Below are 18068 nucleotides of genomic sequence, written 5' to 3'. Positions count from 1 at the left end.
GGTGCCGGGGCCGTCGTGTCACAACGTGACGGCTCCGGGTGACGGTGTCACCGTGGTGATGCAGAACGGGTGGCCCGCCGGGTCCAGGAGCACCCTCCACCGCGAGTCCGGCTGCGGATCGGCCAGCCTGGCCCCCAGGGCCACGGCGCGCTCCACCGGCTCGTCGAGGTCGTCGCCGGCCGTCAGGTCGAGGTGGACGATCGAGGTGCCCGGCCACTGCGGGGGACGGTAGTCCTCCACCCGCTGCGGGACGAGCAGCAGCCCGGGGACCTGCACGCCCACGCTGGCCGGGCGGCTCCACAACAGACGTCCTCCCAGCAGCCGGAGGTAGAACTCCGCCAGCTCTGCCGGGTCGGCGCAGTCCAGTGACACGCCCACGAACCGCACGTCGCCGGGATCTGCTGACGCCGCCATCGCGCCATCGTGCCACCACGACATGGCGAGGGACGCGCGGCGCCGACGGGTGTCAGGTGACGGTTCGTACTGCGTGGCGCACGTAGATCACGCCGTTGCCGAACCGTCGGTGATCCAGCAGCTCCAGGTCGAGTCGCACGCCCCGCGGCAGCGCCGGCTTGCCGCCGCCCACGGTCACGGGGCACAGAAGCAGCACGCACTCGTCGACGAGCCCGTGCCGGAACGCCTCGGCCCCGAGGGTCGCGCCGCCGACGCTCAGGTCCGAGCCGGACGCCTCCTTGAGCCGACGTACCGCCTCGGGATCGAACTGACGCTCGATCCTCGTCCGCGCCGTCGACACGGCGTCGAGCGTGGTGGAGTAGACGACCTTGTCGGCGTCGCGCCAGATCCCCGCGTACTCGCGGACGACGGCTGGCTCGTTCGTCAACCAGCCGTCGTGCTCCCAGACGCGCATCGTCTCGTACATGCGGCGGCCGTAGAGCGACGTGCCGATGTGCCGTTCGTGCTCGTTCCAGAACGTGTGCACCTCGTCGTCGGGTACCGACCAGTCGAAGGCGCCGTTCTCGTCCTCGAGGTAGCCGTCGAGAGAGGTGTTGGCTGCGTAGATCAGCTTGCCCATGAGTGCCTCCGGCCGGACGGGGCTCCAGGTTTGCAGCGACGCGGCGGCACCGGCAAGAGACCGGGAGCAGTGCCGCCCACCCGTGGCTGTCGGAACTCCTCGGCAGCTTCACGCGGACACGCTCGCCGCCTGACTACGTCATCGTGCTTCTGCCGCGGCAGCCGCGGCCCGCGCCAACCACCGCGGGACGTCGCCGTAGCGTTGGTTCGGCACGAGCTCGCCCTCGGCGCAGCACTGGATCAGCTGTGTCATCCGGCGGGCGCGGGTGACGTCTTGCTTGGCTGACGTGACCCAGACGGCGCAGACCTTGCGGTAGGTCGCAGTCGAAGCCTCCCAGAAGGCGGTGGCCGCCGGCGACGCAGCCAGCTCCTCGGCATACGAGTCCGGCAGTCCGGCCCAGGGTCGATCGTGGTCGAGTGCGCTGCTCCCAGATCGCCAACCCGCTCGGCTGCATCCGCCCCTCGACGCGCAGCTTCTCGACAAGGTCGAGATTGACCCGGCTCCAGTGGGACGCCCTCTTGCGAGGGGTCCAGCGCTGCCGCCGTGACTCGTCGTCGATGCGTTGCGCGACCGAGTCGATCCATCCCCAGCACAGCGCCTCGACGACCGCTTGCTCCCAGGTCAGGCCACGATCTGCCACGCCCTTCTTCTTCAAGCCCATCCACAGCAACGTCTCGCTGTCGTGGTGCATTGCCAGCCAGGCACCAAACTCCTCGGGACCGTCGAAGAAGCGCGCAGGTCGTTCGGGTGAGCCGCCCATCCGGCCCGGAGTGTCGGACTCCGCCTGGTCACGTGTCATGCGCCGAGTGTGCCGCCGAACGCGTGCTTCGACATCGACCCCGGTGCGTCGAGGACCTCGGCCGGTGCAGTCGGCATCGGACGGATCGCGATGGCTTCCACCTCGACCAGCTGGTCGTCATAGCCGAGCACGGTGACCCCGAGCAACGTGCTGGGCGCCTCGTGGTCGCCGAACGCCGCATGGACCACGTCCCAGGCGGTCCCCAGGTCCGACTGCCGGGAGGAGGCGACGTAGACGGTCGTCTTGACGACGTCGGTCAGCTGCGCTCCGGCGGCGTGCAGTGCGGTCACGAGATTGGACATCACCTGGCGCGCCTGTCCGGCGACGTCGCCGACGGCGACCGTCTTGCCATCGGCGTCCAGCGGGCAGGCGCCGGCGGTGAAGACGAACTCACCGGGACCGGCCACTGCGGCGTAGGCGTAGGGCGCCTTCGGACCCAGCTGCTCGGGTCGGACGAGGGCGATGGCGGGCTCGAGAGGCATGCGCCCATGATCCACGCCCGGCGCAGTGGAGGAACTCATCCGAGTCGTCTGAAGCCCCGCTCGAGTCGGAGGTCATGAGCGGTGGGTAGTGGCGAGGAATCCCGTTTTCGACCTGTGACGGGCGGGCTGCTCATGTAGTCACACGTTGGCGCGCATGACCCACCGCCACTTGGCGATGCGCCGGTCCCTGACAAATCCATGCCGCTCGTACAGCTCTTCGGGTCCGGTATGGAGATATGCGCCCCGCTGCGGGGGTCGATCCGCCGTTTGTTCCGGATAGGCCTCGACGACGCCTCCGCCGGCGCGTCGGATCTCGTCCAAGGCCCCGTGCACGGCGGCCGCTGCGATCCCGTTGCCGCGGTCCTTCGAGTTCGTGAAGATGCAGCCGATCCGCCAGTCGGGCGGATCCTGCGCTTCCGCGTCGTAGGCGCGGCGGCTCTTGATGTTGGGGAGCTCCGGCGGGGTGCCGAACTGACACCAGCCGACACATCTCTCCTCGTCGTAGACCAGTACCTGGTGCACCGCACCGCGCTGCACGAGCTGCTGCTTGGCGTCATGGTTGCCCTGGCGTGACCCGGTGGAACCGCCTGGATGGAATCCCATGCACCAGCAGCCACCCCACACACCGTTGTTCGACTCGACGAGCGCAGCGAAGTCGTCCCACGTGTCCGGCGTCAGCAGCCGGGTGGTCAGCGCCATGACGCGATTCTCACCGAAAGCGACGACACCCTCAACGGTCCGGTGCAGCCCCGAGCTCCGCGCGCGGTCCGAGCTCGGCTAGCCGATGGTGGTCGTTCCTGATCGGACGGCGACGCCAGCTGCCGTCGATCAGCCAGGCGGGGGGCCTTCTTCCCACGTGGTCGGCACAGGCCCGCCGATAGGGTCATCGACCGTGTGGATCTATGAGCCGGGTACGTCGATCCAACGATTCGAGGTGCTGCACGACCGCGTGTGGCTGCAGCATCCGGTGACCGTCGTGTCCGACGACGGCGCGACGTTGGCGGTCCGCCTCGATCCGGGCTCGCGCTTCACCTTCCCTCCGCATCCGTTCGGTGCGCACCCCTGGAGCTCGTACTCGGCCTGGGGGTCCACTGTGGTGCTCCAGCTCCACCGGAGCGGCGATCACTACGGGGTCTGGAAGTTCTTCGATCGCACGGGGGCCTTCCTGCACTGGTACATCAACTTCGAAGCGCCCATCGTGCGCGGACGAGAGGGGTTCGAGACAGACGACCACGGCCTGGACCTGATCGTCTTCCCGGACGGCCGGCGGGAGTGGAAGGACGTGGTGGACCTGCACTGGCAGCGAGTCACCGGACGCATCGACGAGGTCACCGTCGGCCTCGTGCTGGCCGCCGCCGCCGACGTCACAGCCCAGCTCGATTCGACCAGCCACTGGTGGAGCGCGTGGGACGGCTGGACACCGTGACCATGCCGAGCCACGAACCGGTCGACTACCGCTGTCCCTTCTGCCGGCTTCAGCGCGGCATCGTCAGCGAGCACAACCGCCAGAGCGACGTCGTCGCGACCACCGACCTCGCACTCGCCCTCATCTCACCCAAGTGGTGGCCCGCCAACCCCGGGGCGGCCCTGGTAGTCCCTCGGGAGCATCACGAGAACCTCTACGACCTTCCCCGAGCGATCGGGCACGCGGTGTGGGACCTGGTCCAGGAGGTCGCGGTCGCGATGCGCACCGCCTATGCGTGCGACGGAATCTCCATCCGGCAGCACAACGAGCCTGCGGGTGGCCAGGACGTCTGGCACCTCCACGTCCACGTCTTCCCCCGCCACGACGGCGACCGTCTGTACGAGCGCGACCTCGAGGCCAGATGGGTCGCCACCGACGAGCGGGCTCGGTACGCACGGATGCTGACCGCCGAGCTGGACCGCCGTCGCGACCGTTCGTAGTCAACCCTCGTTCTCGCGACAACGTCGTGCGAACGATGACAAGCCGGATCAGATCCCACACACAGCGTCGGCGGAGCTCTGTCGTCCGATGGTGGGAATGCATCCCCTCAGCTCAAGGTTGAGCCAAGCAGACTCAAGTTCGGCCCTTTCGGGTTTGCGCGCGGGACGATCCCGACGCAGACTTGAGCCAGTCGGACTCAAGAGCGGTCCGTACGGACCACAGGAACCCCGGTACGACACGAAAGAAGGCACACACATGGCACGAGCAGTCGGCATCGACCTCGGTACCACCAACTCGGTGGTCGCTGTCCTCGAGGGCGGCGAGCCCACGGTCATCGCCAACGCCGAGGGGTCGCGCACGACGCCGTCGGTGGTCGCGTTCTCCAAGACGGGTGAGGTGCTGGTCGGCGAGATCGCCAAGCGCCAGGCCGTCACCAACGTCGACCGCACGATCACGTCCGTCAAGCGCCACATGGGCACGGACTGGTCGCAGACGATCGACGACAAGAAGTACACCGCGCAGGAGATCAGCGCGCGGGTGCTCTCCAAGCTCAAGCGTGACGCCGAGGCTTACCTGGGCGAGCCCGTCACCGAGGCCGTCATCACGGTCCCGGCGTACTTCAACGACGCCGAGCGCCAGGCCACCAAGGACGCCGGCGCCATCGCGGGCCTCAACGTCCTGCGCATCATCAACGAGCCCACCGCGGCCGCCCTGGCCTACGGCCTCGAGCGCGGCAAGGAGGACGAGCTCATCCTCGTCTTCGACCTCGGCGGCGGCACGTTCGACGTGTCCCTCCTCGAGGTGGGCAAGGACGACGACGGCTTCTCGACGATCGAGGTCCGCGCCACCTCCGGCGACAACCGCCTCGGCGGCGACGACTGGGACCAGCGCATCGTCGAGTTCCTCATCTCCGAGGTGAAGAACTCCACGGGCGTCGACCTGGGCAAGGACAAGATCGCCGTGCAGCGTCTGCGCGAGGCGGCGGAGCAGGCCAAGAAGGAGCTCTCGTCCGCGACGAGCACCAACATCTCGCTGCAGTACCTGTCGATGAGCGAGAACGGCCCGGTCCACCTGGACACCAAGCTCACGCGCGCGCAGTTCCAGCAGATGACGCAGGACCTGCTCGACCGCACCAAGTCGCCGTTCCAGTCCGTCATCCGCGACGCGGGCATCAAGCTCGCGGACATCGACCACGTGGTCCTCGTCGGCGGCTCGACCCGCATGCCCGCGGTCACCGAGGTCGTCAAGGAGCTCACGGGCGGCAAGGAGCCCAACAAGGGCGTCAACCCGGACGAGGTCGTCGCCGTCGGTGCCGCGCTGCAGGCCGGCGTCATGAAGGGCGACCGCAAGGACGTCCTGCTCATCGACGTCACCCCGCTGAGCCTCGGCATCGAGACCAAGGGCGGCGTGATGACCAAGCTCATCGAGCGCAACACCGCCATCCCCACCAAGCGGTCGGAGATCTTCTCCACGGCCGAGGACAACCAGCCGTCCGTGCTGATCCAGGTGTTCCAGGGCGAGCGCGAGTTCGCGCGGGACAACAAGCCGCTCGGCACGTTCGAGCTCACCGGGATCGCGCCGGCTCCGCGTGGGGTGCCGCAGATCGAGGTCACCTTCGACATCGACGCCAACGGCATCGTGCACGTGTCCGCCAAGGACCGCGGCACGAACAAGGAGCAGTCGATGACGATCACCGGCGGCTCGGCCCTCCCCAAGGAGGACATCGAGCGCATGGTGCGCGAGGCCGAGGAGCACGCCGCCGAGGACAAGGCGCGTCGCGAGGAGGCCGAGACCCGCAACACGGCCGAGCAGCTGGTCTACTCGACCGAGAAGCTGCTGGTCGACAACGCGGACAAGCTGCCCGAGGACGTGAAGACCGAGGTGCAGACCGCGGTCACCGAGCTCAAGACGGCGCTCGCGGGCACCGACGTCGACGAGGTCAAGGCCAAGCACTCGGCCCTGCTCGCGGTGAGCCAGAAGATCGGCGAGGCGATCTACTCGGCGGACAACATGGCGGCCAACGCGCCGGCCGACGAGCAGCCCACGGCTGACGCGTCGTCCGACGAGGACGTCGTGGACGCCGAGATCGTCGACGACGAGGACGAGGCGGTCAAGTGACGACCACTCCTGAGGGCGACGACCTGACGCCTGAGGAGCAGGTCCTCGCCGACGCCGAGAACATCGCGGCCGGTGCCGAGGAGGAGGTCGTCCTCGAGGGACTCGTGGCGGCCGAGACCCTCGCGGCCGAGCGGCTCGAGGAGCTCCAGCGCTCCAAGGCGGCGTACTACAACCTCGAGCAGCAGTACTCCGGGTTCGTGAAGCGGTCGAAGGCGGACGCTCTCGCCGCTCACGACCGCGGGGTGCACGCCATCGTCGAGGCGCTGATCCCGGTGCTGGACGACATCGAGCTGGCCCGCCAGCACGGTGACCTCACCGGGCCGTTCGTGTCCATCGCGGAGAAGCTCGAGGCGACCCTCGGTCGCTTCGGGGTGGTCCGCTACGGCGAGGCCGGCGAGGCGTTCGACCCCGCGGTGCACGAGGCGCTCATGCACTCGCACTCCGCGGACGTCACCGAGTCGACCGTGCAGATGGTGCTGCAGCCCGGCTACCGCACCCCCGACCGGGTCCTTCGGGCCGCCCGCGTCGCGGTCGTGGACCCCGAGGCGTAAGAACCGCAGTAGCGTCCGAGCAGATGGGGGCCAGAACCTCCATCTGCTCGGACGCTGCACAGACATCAAGGAAGGAGCGGCGTGACCGGTCAGGACTGGCTCGAGAAGGACTTCTACTCGGTCCTCGGCGTCCCCAAGGACGCTGACGCCGCGACCATCAAGAAGGCGTACCGCAAGCTCGCGCGCCAGATGCACCCGGACCACAACCCGGGCGACGCGAAGGCCGAGGCCAAGTTCAAGGACGTCGGCGAGGCCTACGCGGTCCTCTCCGATGCCGAGCAGCGCGGTCAGTACGACCAGCTGCGCGCCATGGCCGGCGGCCCGCGCTTCACGTCGGGCGGCCGCGGCGGCACCGCCGGGTTCGAGGACGTGTTCGGCGGCATGTTCGGCGGCCAGCAGGGCGGCGGTCGCGTCCGGTACAGCAACGCCCCCGGCGGGGCGGCCGGGTTCGAGGACATCCTCGGCGGCCTGTTCGGCAACGGCGGCGCGGGCGGGTTCGCGCCCGGCCCCCAGCAGGGTGTCGACCTCGCGACGAGCGCGACCCTGCCCTTCCGCCAGGCGGTCGAGGGCTCGACGGTCTCCCTGAGCGTCGAGGGCCGGACCGTGAACGCCCGCATCCCCGCCGGCGTGCGCGACGGCCAGAAGATCCGCCTGCGCGGCAAGGGTCGGCCCGGCGAGCGCGGCGGACCGGCGGGCGACCTCGTCATCACCGTCCGCGTGACCCCGCACCCCGTGTTCTCGCTCGACGGCGACAACCTGCGGATCACGGTCCCCGTCGCGTTCGACGAGGCCGCGCTGGGCGCGACGATCGAGGTGCCGACGCTCGACGGGTCCACCGTCCGCGTCCGCGTGCCCGAGGGCACCCCGTCGGGCCGTGCCCTGCGCGTCAAGGGCAAGGGCGTCCCCGGCACCAAGGGCGACCTGCTCATCACCGTCCAGGTCGTCGTCCCGCAGCGGCTCAACACCGCGGCCCGCGAGGCGGTCCAGGCGTTCGGCATCGCGACCTCCGGTGAGGACGTGCGCGCCGGCCTGCTCGACGCGGCGAAGACGTAGCCGTGGCCACCGAGGACGCCAAGGTCTACGTCATCTCGGTCGCCGCCGAGCTGGCGGGCATGCACCCCCAGACCCTGCGCCAGTACGACCGGCTCGGCCTGGTCAGCCCCAGCCGGGCGAGCGGCCGTGGGCGGCGCTACTCGCTGCGCGACATCGCGACGCTGCGCGAGGTCCAGCGCCTCTCGCAGGACGAGGGCGTCAACCTGGCCGGCATCAAGCGGATCCTCGAGCTCGAGGCGGAGCTCGACGGCCTGCGCCGGCAGATCGAGTACCTCCGCGCGTTCGTCGAGCCGGGCCGCCGCGTCTTCACGGCCGACCCGACGGGCGCCGTCGAGGCGGTCAGCCGCACCGCGAGCCGCAGCCGGCGCCCGACCACCACGGCGGACCGCGCCGCGATCGTCCTCTGGCGCCCGACCTCCCGCTGAGGTCACCACCGAACGACACGAGGCCGCCCGGCCCGCGCTCCGAGAAGGAACGCGGGCCGGGCGGCCTCAGTCGTGCTGGGCGCGACGGTCAGGCGCGGCGGCGACGGGCGAGCAGGACGCCACCGATCCCCGCGAGGACGAGCGCGCCGGCCAGGGCGGCCGTCGGCCCGTTCTGCGAGCCGGTGACCGCGAGCTCCGCCCCCGCCTGGGCAGAGGCGGCAGGCGACGGGGTCGTACCGGCGGGTGCCGGGGTCGTCGGGGTCGCGGAGGGCGCGGCCGCTGCGACGAACGGCGTCACGAGCGAGCTGTCCGTCACGTCGATGCGCCAGTCGCCGTCGGGGTCGACGAGGCCGGTCGAGTCGGTGTACGCACCGGCGCGGGCACGCACGAACGGCACGAACTCGGTGCTGTCGTCGCCCGGGAGCGTGCCCGAGTACGTGGGCGGCACGTCGACCGATCCGAAGGCCGTCACCACGTCGCCGTCGGCGTCGAGCGGGACGACGGTGCCCGTCCAGGTGCCGTCGGCCGCGATCGTGACCGTGTACCGCTCGGTGGAGATCTGGTCCATGGCGGTGCCGTCGGCGCTGTCGAGCGGCAGCACGCAGTGCTCACCGGGCCCGAAGACGAAGTTGCCGGCGACGAAGAACTTGTCGTTGCTGCAGAAGGCCATGCCGCCGACGCCGGAGCCGGCGCCCTGGTTGTCCTGGCCCCAGATGACCGGGTCCTGGTCGTGCGCGGGGCTGGCGAGCGCCGTGCCCTGGACGGGGGTCTCGTTCGCGACGACCCGCAGGAAGCCCACGGCGTACAGGTTCGCCTGCGAGTCCTGAGGATCCTTCCAGTGGGCGGCGTTCGGGTTCGCGGCGATCGTCGTCGTGAACGTCACGGTCTCGCCCGCGGCGAGGTCCGACACCGAGAAGCCGAGGTCCGCGTCGTACGCGAAGTACGCCGGGCGGGTCGTGCCGTCGGTCGCCGACGCGCGGTGGCCGCTGGCGACCCCGTCGTAGCCGGTCGCGGCCGCGGCCGCAGGGCCGGCGAGGGCGAACGTCAGGGGGACTGCGGCGACTGCGCCGAGCGTGAGGGCGAGGGAGCGCCGCATGGGGGAGCCTTTCGGAGGCATGGTTTTGGACAAGCGTCCAACTTCAGCGTCCATGGAAACACCCGACAGCCGGAGCTCCGACCGAACCTCCCTGCCCGGTGCCCGCGGGTGTCCGATCCCTCCGGGGACCTCCCGACTCGGACCGCGCGGACGTGACCGATCTCACGTCCGGTCCGGCCGTGCCGTCGCGTGGTGCCGCCGCCGGGGCAACCACTTCCTGCTAGGTGGCCATGGGGGCGACGCGGGTGGCTGCCTAGACTCGGCGGTCGTGACGATCGACCTCGAACGCGCCCGCCGCGACACGCCCGGCATCGACCACGTGGCGCACCTCAACAACGCCGGTGGCGCCCTGCGACCGAGCGTCGTGACCGACACCGTCGTCGCGCACCTGCGCCGCGAGGCGGAGATCGGTCCGTACGAGGCGGAGGCCGAGTCGGAGGACCGCGTGTCCGCCGTGTACGACTCCGTGGCCGCGCTCGTCGGCGCGCACCGCGACGAGATCGCCCTGGTGCAGAGCGCCACGGCCGCCTGGAACGTCGCGTTCTCGGCGATCCCGGTGACCCGTGGTCAGCGCATCCTCACGGCCCGGACCGAGTACATCAGCAACGCGATCGGCCTGCTCCAGGCGTGCGAGCGCTCGGGGGCGACCCTCGAGGTGATCGAGGACGACGAGCACGGCCAGGTCGACCTCGACCAGCTCGAGCGGCGGCTCGACGACGACGTCGCGCTCGTCGCCCTGACGCACGTCCCGACCGGCGGCGGCGTGGTCAACCCGGCCGCGGAGGTCGGCGCCCTCACCCGGAAGGCCGGCGTCCCGTTCCTGCTCGACGCGTGCCAGTCCGTCGGCCAGCTCGACGTCGACGTCGAGGAGCTGGGGTGCGACCTGCTCGCCGCCACCGGCCGCAAGTTCCTGCGCGGCCCGCGCGGCACCGGCTTCCTCTATGCGAGCCGCGGGATCGTCGACAGCCTGGTCCCGCCCGTGCTCGGCCTGGGCGCGGCCCGCTGGACGTCCGCGAGCACGTACGAGGTCGTGCCCGGCGCCCTGCGGTTCGAGACCTGGGAGCGGTCGATCGCCGACAACCTCGGCCTCGGCGCCGCGGCCGACTACGCGCTGTCGTTCGGGCTGCCCGCCATCGAGGAGCGCGTCACCGGCCTCGCGGCGCGCCTGCGCGCGGAGCTCGCGGAGCTGCCGGGCGTGACGGTGCGTGACAAGGGCGAGCGCCGGTCAGGCATCGTCACGTTCACGGTCGAGGGGCAGCCCGCCGACGAGGTCCGCGCCCGCGTCGCGGCCGCGGGCGTGAACGTCAGCGTCACGCGCGTCTCGTCCGCCCAGCTCGACTTCGGGGCGCGCGGCCTGACCGAGGTGGTCCGTGCGTCACCGCACTACTACACGTCGGACGAGGAGCTGGATCGCCTCCTCGCCGCCATGCGGTGAGTCGCGCCGAGCGCGGCATGCTCCGGTAGGTTCGCTGGACGAACCCCGCCCGTCCGACCGCACAGGAGCAGCCGTGCGCGCGATCCCGAAGGACTACCCGCCGATCGTCTACATCCCGGCGGCCCGGCACGTCGCCGACCCGCGGGACCTCGAGGTCCTCTACCGGGAGACCAAGGACGGCCGGATGGCCCTCCTCGTCTACTCCGCGCTCGACCGGCTCATGCGGTGCTGCGGCGAGGACCAGCCGTGGTTCACGCTGCCGACGGCGGACCTCCAGCAGCTGTGGGACGTCCGGCCGTTCGACCTCGTGCTGCTCGACCTGCCGATCCCGGACGAGGAGCGGCAGGGGGCGTCCGCATGAGCGTCGAGACCGATCACCAGGCCCTCGACCAGATCGCCCAGCGGCTCCGCGACGCCGGCGCTGCCCTCGACACGGCGTCGGCGAGCATGCCCGCGTCCGTCGACGCCGGGGTCGCGGCCGAGCTGCTCGCGTCCGTCCTGCACACGTTCGCGGACACCTCCGCCCGGCTCACCTACGAGGCCGACCACCTCGCCGGGGTGACGGAGCAGTGCGTCGCGGACTACCGCAGCACGGACAGCGGCGTCCTCGAGCGCTTCCGCGTCCTGGGGCAGCCGTGACGGCCGCGCTCCAGACGGAGATCGCGGGGTCCCCCGCGAGCATCCGGGGGGCGGCGACGTGGTTGCGCGGCTCGTTCTCCACGGCGTCGACCGCGCTGTCCGACGACGTCCGCGCGCAGCGGGCCCAGTCGGCGACGGCGTGGGTCGGGGACGCCGGCGACGGCCAGCGCCGGCGGCTGACCACGCTGGCGGACACGGCCGACTCGGTGTCCGGCATCGCGTCCAGCACCGCCGGAGACCTGGACACGCTCGCGGCGGCGCTCCAGACGGCGCAGTCGGAGATGGAGCGCGCACGCTCGGTCGCCCGCACCGGTGGGCTCACCGTGACCGGCACCCTGGTGCAGGCACCCGGCCCCGCGCCTTCCTCGGTCGGGCCGCTACCGGCCGACGCGACGCCGGCCGAGGTCGCGGCGCACGACCAGGGCGTCGCCGCCATCACCGACCACAACGCGCAGGTCACGGCGTGGAACACGACGGTCGGGATCGCCGAGGGGGCGCAGGCCGGCTGGGCCGAGGCACTCACCTCGGCCGCGGGCACCTGGCAGTCGAACTCGGGCAACCTCACGGGCCTGGCCAACGACCTCATGTCCGCGGGCGTCTCCGCCGCCGCCATCTCCGTGGTCGCGTTCAACGCCTCCCAGCGGATGGCCGGCTACCAGGCCGCCTCGCAGTCGTACGCCGCCCACGTCCGGGCGGTGACCACCCCCGAAGGGCGCATCACGACGTCGGCGTCGCACTTCTACGAGCTGCTCGACGGGTCCAAGGACAACGCCGCGCTGGCCGCCCGGGCCGCCGAGGACCTGCGCGGCGCGCGCGTCCCCGTGGGGCTGGCGCGCGGCCTCCTCGTGCTGGGCGTCGCAGCGACCGGCTACAGCATCTACGACGACATCGAGCACGGGGAGTCGCCCGCGCAGGCCGCCGTGTCCAACGGCGTCGGGTTCCTCGCGTCGCTCGGCGCCGGTGCCGCCGCGGGCGCGGGGGTGGGCGCGCTGGTCGGCACGTTCATCCCGGTGCCGGTCGTCGGGACGGTCGCCGGCGCGGTCGTCGGGACGATCATCGGCACGGGCGTCGGCCTGATCACCTCCGGCGCGATCGACTCGATGTGGGAGAACGGCGTGGACGACCTGGGCGACGTGGGGAACGCGATCGCCGACGGCTGGGACGAGCTGACCGGCACGGTCTCCGACGCGGGCGACCTGGTCGGCGACGCGGCGGACGCGGTGGGTGGCGCAGCGAAGGACGCGTGGGATGCCATCTTCTGAGTCCACGGGCGCGGGGCGGGGCATCCTCTGGTTCGTCGTCGTCGTCAACGCCGTGCTGGGCGGGTTCGTGCTCGTCCTGTCGGTCGCGATGCTCGTCGCGCGCGACGAGGGCACCTGGAGCGTGCCGGCCAGCCTGCTCGGCATCGTCGTCGGGCTCGGCTGGGTCGGCCTCGGGTCGGTCGGCTTCCACCGCACGTACCTGCACCACCCACCGCGGGACGGGCGCAGCGTCACCCTCGAGCCGGTCGACGGCGTCCCGGCCGTCGTCCTGCCGTGGCGCTCGACCCTCCTGCTGGCGCCCCTGCTCACGGTCGCCTTCCTGGTGCTGGTCCTGGTGGGCGTCGCCGTGGCGCTCCTGCGCGGGGAGAACGCGGGCGCGTGGCTGGTCGCCGTGCTCGCGGTCCTGCTCGCCGCGCTGCTGCCCGACACGGTCCTGCGGCTCGCCCGGCGGTCGCGGCTCGTGCTGACGCCGCAGGGCCTCGGTGCCCGCGGCTGGGACGGCGACGCGTGGCTCGACTGGGACGACGTCGCGTCGGCCGAGCTCGTGAGCGCCGGGCAGTACACGGTCGTGCGCTTCCACGGGGCGCCGGGTGCGCGGTCGTGGCGGTGGGCGCGACGCCCGCGCGTGCTGTTCGCGCCGCAGCCGCGGACCCCCTGGGTGGACGTCCCGGCGCCCGCCCTCGACGTCGATCCGCAGTGGCTCGCGGGGATCGTCCTGTACTACGCGCACACCGCGTCGGCCCGACGCGAGATCGGCACGGACGTCAGCCGGCGACGGATCGTCGAGCACCTGGACCCGCGCACCTGACACCGGGGCGTCGGCCCCGTGTCGGCGACGTGTCGGTGCCCTGTCAGCGGGCTCGGTGAGGCTGAGGCCATGACACAAGACCTGGTGATCGAGGCCGACGGCCTCGTCAAGCACTTCGGCGAGACGAAGGCCCTCCAGGGCGTCGACCTCGCCGTCGCTCGCGGCACCGTCCTCGGTGTGCTCGGCCCCAACGGGGCCGGCAAGACGACGGCGGTCCGCATCCTGTCCACCCTCCTCGTCCCCGACGCGGGCCACGCCCGCATCGCCGGCTTCGACGTGGTCAAGGACGCCGAGCGCGTCCGCCAGTCGATCGGCCTCACGGGGCAGTACGCGTCCGTCGACGAGGACCTCTCCGGACGTCAGAACCTCGTGCTCTTCGGCACCCTGCTCGACCTCGGCCGGGTCGGCGCCCGTGCGCGCGCCGCCGAGCTGCTCGAGTGGTTCGACCTGACGGCCGCGGCCGACCGGCCCGCGAAGACCTACTCCGGTGGCATGCGCCGCCGCCTCGACCTCGCCGCGAGCCTCGTCGGCCGCCCCGACGTCATCTTCCTCGACGAGCCGACGACGGGCCTGGACCCGTCCAAGCGCGAGGACATGTGGGACGTCGTCCGGTCGCTGGTCACCGACGGCTCGACCGTCCTGCTCACCACGCAGTACCTCGAGGAGGCGGACGCGCTCGCGGACGAGATCACGGTCATCGACCACGGTCGCGTCATCGCGCACGACACCCCCGACGGCCTCAAGCGCATCGTCGGCGGCCAGACCCTCGAGGTCCGCCCGGCCGACCTGACCCGCATGGAGGAGGCTGCGACGATCCTGGCGCAGGTGTCCTCCGACGGCCGCGCCGAGGAGATCCGCAAGGGCGTGCTCGCGGTGCCGGTGACCGACGACTCCGCGCTGACCGCCACGGTCTCCCGCCTGGCGAGCGTCGGCATCTCGGTGACCGAGCTCTCCCTGCACCTGCCCAGCCTGGACGAGGTCTTCTTCACCCTCACGGGTCGGACTGCGTCCGAGGACGACACCACCGAGACGAAGGAGGTGGCGTGATGACCACCACGACCGCTCCCACCGGGATCGCCTCACGGTCCCCTCGCAACACCCCCTCGTCGGCCGTCGCCGGCAAGAAGCGGCCGTTCCCGCTGGTCCGGCACTCGCTGTCGCTGGCCAAGCGCAGCCTGATCAAGACGTGGCGGACGCCCGAGGCGCTCATCGACGTCACGCTGCAGCCGGCGATCTTCCTGGTGATCTTCGTGTACATCTTCGGCGGCGCGGTCGCCGGGGACACCACGACGTACCTGCAGTTCCTGCTGCCCGGCATCCTCGCGCAGACGATCGCCCAGGGCGCCATCGCCATCGGCGTGAACCTCAACACCGACCTGGAGAAGGGCATCTTCGACCGCTTCAAGTCGCTGCCCATCCCGCGACCGGCGCCGCTGGTCGGTGCGGTGATCGGTGACGTCGTCCGCTACGTCATCGTCATCATCTCGACGTTCGTCGTCGGCTACCTGATGGGCTTCCGGATCCTCACCGACCCGCTGAGCGCGATCGCCGGCTGCCTGCTGGCCATCGTGTTCGCCCTGTCCCTGTCCTGGGTCTCGGTGTTCGTCGGCATGAAGGTCCGGACCTCCGGCGCCGTGCAGGGGATCATGTTCCTCATCATCATGCCGCTGAGCTTCGCGTCGAACGTGTTCGTCCCGGCAGCGACGCTGCCCAGCTGGATGCAGACGTTCGTGCAGTGGAACCCGCTGACCCACCTGGTCGCCGCGATGCGCGGGTTCTTCCTCGGCGCGCCGATGGGCAACAGCGTGTACTACACGCTCGCCTGGTGCGTCGGGCTGGTCGCGGTGTTCATGCCGCTGGCCCTGCGGGCGTACCGCCGCAAGGTCTGACCGATCCCGTACGACGAAGGGCGGCCCGGAGCCCCGGGCCGCCCTTCGTGCACGATCAGGCCACGTCCGCCGTCAGCTCGCGGATCCTGGCGGCGGCGGCCGTCGGGGGCTGGTCCCGCCAGGGCTCGAGCAGCCGCTCCCGCTCGCCCTCGTCGCCGAGGACGTCGGCCAGGGGCCCGAAGATCCCGAGCTGGAAGAGCATCACGAGGTTGGCGCCCAGCCGCATGCCGAGCGACCACAGGTCCCGGGCGAGCGCGTCGTCCCCGCGGTGCGCCGCGAGCTCCGCGATGCCGAGCGCGAACCCGCCCAGCACGGGCATGTCCTGCGTGACCAGCGCCTCCGGGGTCGCGGCGGCGAGCAGGTCGACCGCGTGGGCCACGGCCGCCGCCCGCCGATCCGCCGCCATGCCGGCCACGCGGAGGTGGACGACCGCGGCGGCGACGCGGAACGAGATCCGAGCCTGCGGGAGCTGGATGGACATCGACTCGACCAGCGCGGACGCCGACTCCGCGTCCTGCAGCGCCTCCTCCGCGCGGCCGGCCTGCCACGCGACGTGCGCGAGCCCGAGCAGCGCCTGAGCGGCGTCGACGTCGTCCACCTGCGACGACGCGGTCACCTCCCGGAGCCGCACCAGCGCGTCGTCGTCGCCCTCGAGCGCGCGCTGCACGTCGAGCATGACGCGGATGCTCCGGACGTCCTGCATCGCTCCGACCAGCTCGAGGTGGCGCAGGCCGCGCACCAGCCACTCCTGGGCGTCGTCGCCGCCACGGGCGCTCTCCCACTGGCCGACGCCCTGGGCGGCCATCCCCATGCCCCAGTGGTCGCCGATCGACTCGAACTGGCGGTACGCCTCGCGCGCGTCGCCGCTGGAGTGCAGCGAGTCACCGGCGTTCTCCTGGACCGCCGCGCGCATGAACAGGCCGAGCCCGTGCAGGAACGGGTCGCCGCTGTCGATGAGCCGGGCCGCCGCGACCAGGCTGGAGCCCACGTCGTTGGAGCCGAGCGCGGGCATCGCACCGGTGAGCGCCCTCATCCGCGCCGAGACCTCGTCGGGCCGCTCGGTGACCACCAGGCGCAGGGAGCGCCACGCCAGGGCCGCGAGCCGCATCGACTCGGAGACGCCCGCGTTGACCTCCGCGAACAGGCAGGTCGCCGCGAGGCGGTCGGCGTCGGGCAGCGGACGGCCGGACGCCGCGCCGAGGAACAGCGGCGACACCCGACGGGCGGCGTGGTCGTCGGCCAGGAGCACGCGCTTCGCCCACTCGATGACCTCGACGTGCAGGCCGCGCACGCTCCAGAGGTGGAACAGCGCCGCGGTGATGTCGATGGCCCCGGCCGCGTCGCCGTGCTCGACGGCCCAGCGCAGCGCCGCGAGGAACGTCTCCTGCTCCGCGGCGCACCGGTCGAAGGACTGCACCTGCCCGGAGCCGACGAACCCCGACGAGAGCCGGACCGCCTCGGCACCCGACCACCGGACCAGCCCGGACATCGCGTCGACCCGGTGACCGGACGCGTCGAGCCGCGCCTCGCCGTACTCGCGGACGGTCTCGAGCATCCGGTAGCGCGCCTGCCCGCCGTCCTGCTCGTCGAGCGTGAGCAGCGACTGCTCGACCAGCGTGGCGAGCCGGCGGCGCACGACAGGCGCGGTGCTGCCGCCGCTCCCGTCGACGGCGACCGCCGTCTCGGTGGTGAAGGGCGCGGGGATGACGGCCAGCCGCTGGAACAGCTCGCGGTCGGGCGGGTCCAGCAGCTCGCGGCTCCAGTCGACCATCGCCCACAGGCTCGCGTGCCGCTCCGGCAGCCCGCGCAAGGCGTCGTCCAGCAGGGCGAACCTGTCGGACAGGCCCTCGAGCACGTCCTCGACGGTCATGGACCTCAGCCGGGCCGCCGCCAGCTCGAGCGCGAGCGGCAGGTTGTCCAGGCGGTGGCACAGCTCGAGCGCGCGGTCGGGGTCCCACCCGATGCTCTCCCGACCGGCCCGGGCGCGCGTCTCCAGCAGCTCGAGCGCGTCGGCGTCGGGGAGCGTCCGCAGGCGGTGCACGGACTCGCCGACGAGGCCCAGCGGCGCGCGGCTGGTCGCCAGCACCACGACGTCGGGGGAGGCGACGGCCAGCAGGTCGCCGACGACGACGGCGGCTGCGTCGAGCACGTGCTCGCAGTTGTCCAGCACCACCAGCCCGTCGAGGTCCTGGGCGGCCAGCCGCAGGCGGTCCTCGGGCGTGAGCAGCCGCCGGTCGACGGTGAGGTCCGCGCGGGCCGCGGTCGCGTCGGACCCGCCGATCGCCGCGAGCACGGTGGGCAGCACCTCGGCCGGCGCGCGCAGGCCCGCCAGCTCGATGACGCGGACCGACCGACCCCCGGCCGCGGCGCGACGCGCGACCTCGCCCGCCAGCCGGGTCTTGCCCGCGCCGCCCGTCGCGACGACCGTGACCAGCGCGGACGACCCGAGGGCGGCCTCCACCTGGGCGACGTCGTCGTCGCGACCGACCAGCGCGGTCGCGGGGCGGCGCCAGGCGGCCGGCAGCGCGAGGACCGCGCGCGGCGGGGTCGGCGTCGGCCGTCGCGCGGGCCC

At 72.1% G+C, this 18068-nt stretch carries 20 protein-coding genes; 13 read left to right on the top strand and 7 right to left on the bottom strand.

All coding sequences use genetic code 11. The features are described from left to right. Positions 1 to 18: 18 nt before the first annotated feature. The 5 genes from AC1DT4_RS04475 to AC1DT4_RS04455 form a co-directional block, all read right to left on the bottom strand. Positions 19 to 414: a VOC family protein gene (locus AC1DT4_RS04475; RefSeq protein ID WP_477088566.1), complete on the bottom strand. Its 396-nt coding sequence runs from the start codon at positions 412 to 414 to the stop codon at positions 19 to 21. 52 nt (positions 415 to 466) lie between these two features. Then, positions 467 to 1033 (bottom strand): dihydrofolate reductase family protein, encoded by a 567-nt coding sequence (locus AC1DT4_RS04470; protein ID WP_477088565.1) that lies wholly within the window; start codon positions 1031 to 1033, stop codon positions 467 to 469. Between the two features lie 138 nt (positions 1034 to 1171). Beyond that, positions 1172 to 1516 carry a YdeI/OmpD-associated family protein gene (locus AC1DT4_RS04465; protein WP_477088564.1) on the bottom strand — a complete coding sequence of 115 codons (345 nt, stop codon included), beginning with the start codon at positions 1514 to 1516 and terminating at the stop codon, positions 1172 to 1174. Positions 1517 to 1828: 312 nt separating this feature from the next. Next, a complete protein-coding gene (locus AC1DT4_RS04460) occupies positions 1829 to 2314 on the bottom strand; it encodes a RidA family protein (RefSeq protein WP_477088563.1) in 486 nt (161 codons plus the stop codon). A gap of 138 nt (positions 2315 to 2452) precedes the next feature. Beyond that, positions 2453 to 3013: a GNAT family N-acetyltransferase gene (locus AC1DT4_RS04455; RefSeq protein WP_477088562.1), complete on the bottom strand. Its 561-nt coding sequence runs from the start codon at positions 3011 to 3013 to the stop codon at positions 2453 to 2455. Between the two features lie 235 nt (positions 3014 to 3248). Here AC1DT4_RS04455 and AC1DT4_RS04450 point away from each other — a divergent pair, with 235 nt between their 5' ends. The 6 genes from AC1DT4_RS04450 (at position 3249) to AC1DT4_RS04425 (ending at position 8367) form a co-directional block, all read left to right on the top strand. Beyond that, the gene (locus AC1DT4_RS04450; RefSeq protein WP_477088561.1) at positions 3249 to 3740 is read left to right on the top strand and encodes a ribonuclease FAU-1 family protein; all 492 of its coding nucleotides are present in this window, start codon (positions 3249 to 3251) and stop codon (positions 3738 to 3740) included. Continuing rightward, complete coding sequence (locus AC1DT4_RS04445; protein ID WP_477088560.1) at positions 3719 to 4219, top strand: HIT family protein; 501 nt, start codon at positions 3719 to 3721, stop codon at positions 4217 to 4219. Before AC1DT4_RS04450 ends, AC1DT4_RS04445 begins: the two co-directional genes overlap by 22 nt. A 256-nt stretch (positions 4220 to 4475) precedes the next feature. Next, positions 4476 to 6338 carry a molecular chaperone DnaK gene (gene dnaK / locus AC1DT4_RS04440; RefSeq protein ID WP_477088559.1) on the top strand — a complete coding sequence of 621 codons (1863 nt, stop codon included), beginning with the start codon at positions 4476 to 4478 and terminating at the stop codon, positions 6336 to 6338. Then, a complete protein-coding gene (grpE, locus tag AC1DT4_RS04435) occupies positions 6335 to 6889 on the top strand; it encodes a nucleotide exchange factor GrpE (protein ID WP_477088558.1) in 555 nt (184 codons plus the stop codon). The genes dnaK and grpE overlap by 4 nt, the downstream gene beginning before the upstream one ends. Positions 6890 to 6970: 81 nt before the next feature. Then, on the top strand, positions 6971 to 7942 hold the full coding sequence (locus tag AC1DT4_RS04430) for a DnaJ C-terminal domain-containing protein (protein WP_477088557.1): 972 nt from the start codon (positions 6971 to 6973) through the stop codon (positions 7940 to 7942). A gap of 59 nt (positions 7943 to 8001) precedes the next feature. Continuing rightward, on the top strand, positions 8002 to 8367 hold the full coding sequence (locus tag AC1DT4_RS04425) for a heat shock protein transcriptional repressor HspR (protein ID WP_477088740.1): 366 nt from the start codon (positions 8002 to 8004) through the stop codon (positions 8365 to 8367). A gap of 88 nt (positions 8368 to 8455) precedes the next feature. Here the strand turns inward: AC1DT4_RS04425 and AC1DT4_RS04420 are convergent, their stop codons facing one another. Next, entirely contained in the window at positions 8456 to 9463 is a 1008-nt protein-coding gene (locus tag AC1DT4_RS04420; protein WP_477088556.1) for an LPXTG cell wall anchor domain-containing protein, read from the bottom strand. 268 nt (positions 9464 to 9731) lie between these two features. Between AC1DT4_RS04420 and AC1DT4_RS04415 the strand changes: the two genes are divergently transcribed. From AC1DT4_RS04415 to AC1DT4_RS04385, 7 genes are all read left to right on the top strand, one after another. Then, entirely contained in the window at positions 9732 to 10898 is a 1167-nt protein-coding gene (locus AC1DT4_RS04415; RefSeq protein ID WP_477088555.1) for an aminotransferase class V-fold PLP-dependent enzyme, read from the top strand. A 73-nt stretch (positions 10899 to 10971) separates the two neighbouring features. Further along, on the top strand, positions 10972 to 11259 hold the full coding sequence (locus tag AC1DT4_RS04410) for an SAV_915 family protein (protein WP_477088554.1): 288 nt from the start codon (positions 10972 to 10974) through the stop codon (positions 11257 to 11259). After that, positions 11256 to 11537 (top strand): hypothetical protein, encoded by a 282-nt coding sequence (locus tag AC1DT4_RS04405; RefSeq protein ID WP_477088553.1) that lies wholly within the window; start codon positions 11256 to 11258, stop codon positions 11535 to 11537. The genes AC1DT4_RS04410 and AC1DT4_RS04405 overlap by 4 nt, the downstream gene beginning before the upstream one ends. After that, on the top strand, positions 11534 to 12799 hold the full coding sequence (locus tag AC1DT4_RS04400; RefSeq protein ID WP_477088552.1) for a hypothetical protein: 1266 nt from the start codon (positions 11534 to 11536) through the stop codon (positions 12797 to 12799). The genes AC1DT4_RS04405 and AC1DT4_RS04400 overlap by 4 nt, the downstream gene beginning before the upstream one ends. Next, positions 12786 to 13607 (top strand): hypothetical protein, encoded by an 822-nt coding sequence (locus AC1DT4_RS04395; protein ID WP_477088551.1) that lies wholly within the window; start codon positions 12786 to 12788, stop codon positions 13605 to 13607. The genes AC1DT4_RS04400 and AC1DT4_RS04395 overlap by 14 nt, the downstream gene beginning before the upstream one ends. A 69-nt stretch (positions 13608 to 13676) precedes the next feature. Continuing rightward, complete coding sequence (locus AC1DT4_RS04390; RefSeq protein WP_477088550.1) at positions 13677 to 14654, top strand: ATP-binding cassette domain-containing protein; 978 nt, start codon at positions 13677 to 13679, stop codon at positions 14652 to 14654. After that, on the top strand, positions 14654 to 15496 hold the full coding sequence (locus AC1DT4_RS04385; protein WP_477088549.1) for an ABC transporter permease: 843 nt from the start codon (positions 14654 to 14656) through the stop codon (positions 15494 to 15496). Before AC1DT4_RS04390 ends, AC1DT4_RS04385 begins: the two co-directional genes overlap by 1 nt. 55 nt (positions 15497 to 15551) lie before the next feature. On the opposite strand, the gene AC1DT4_RS04380 is transcribed toward AC1DT4_RS04385, so the two are convergent. Continuing rightward, a partial coding sequence (locus tag AC1DT4_RS04380; RefSeq protein WP_477088548.1) for an ATP-binding protein occupies positions 15552 to 18068 on the bottom strand: 2517 nt, incomplete at its 5' end.

This window comes from Cellulomonas sp. P4_D11 (assembly GCF_056401915.1).
The sequence above is the reverse complement of the archived record's forward strand: the minus strand, read 5'-3'. Positions and strand labels throughout refer to the sequence as shown.

Excerpts from the sequence above, each read along its gene's own strand:
- AC1DT4_RS04395 (WP_477088551.1), top strand. The coding sequence starts at position 12,786 with ATGCCATCTTCTGAGTCCACGGGCGCGGGGCGGGGCATCCTCTGGTTC.
- AC1DT4_RS04420 (WP_477088556.1), bottom strand. The coding sequence starts at position 9,463 with ATGCGGCGCTCCCTCGCCCTCACGCTCGGCGCAGTCGCCGCAGTCCCC.
- AC1DT4_RS04455 (WP_477088562.1), bottom strand. The coding sequence starts at position 3,013 with ATGGCGCTGACCACCCGGCTGCTGACGCCGGACACGTGGGACGACTTC.
- AC1DT4_RS04390 (WP_477088550.1), top strand. The coding sequence starts at position 13,677 with ATGACACAAGACCTGGTGATCGAGGCCGACGGCCTCGTCAAGCACTTC.
- AC1DT4_RS04470 (WP_477088565.1), bottom strand. The coding sequence starts at position 1,033 with ATGGGCAAGCTGATCTACGCAGCCAACACCTCTCTCGACGGCTACCTC.
- AC1DT4_RS04460 (WP_477088563.1), bottom strand. The coding sequence starts at position 2,314 with ATGCCTCTCGAGCCCGCCATCGCCCTCGTCCGACCCGAGCAGCTGGGT.
- AC1DT4_RS04425 (WP_477088740.1), top strand. The coding sequence starts at position 8,002 with ATGCACCCCCAGACCCTGCGCCAGTACGACCGGCTCGGCCTGGTCAGC.
- AC1DT4_RS04385 (WP_477088549.1), top strand. The coding sequence starts at position 14,654 with ATGACCACCACGACCGCTCCCACCGGGATCGCCTCACGGTCCCCTCGC.
- AC1DT4_RS04475 (WP_477088566.1), bottom strand. The coding sequence starts at position 414 with ATGGCGGCGTCAGCAGATCCCGGCGACGTGCGGTTCGTGGGCGTGTCA.
- dnaK (WP_477088559.1), top strand. The coding sequence starts at position 4,476 with ATGGCACGAGCAGTCGGCATCGACCTCGGTACCACCAACTCGGTGGTC.
- AC1DT4_RS04405 (WP_477088553.1), top strand. The coding sequence starts at position 11,256 with ATGAGCGTCGAGACCGATCACCAGGCCCTCGACCAGATCGCCCAGCGG.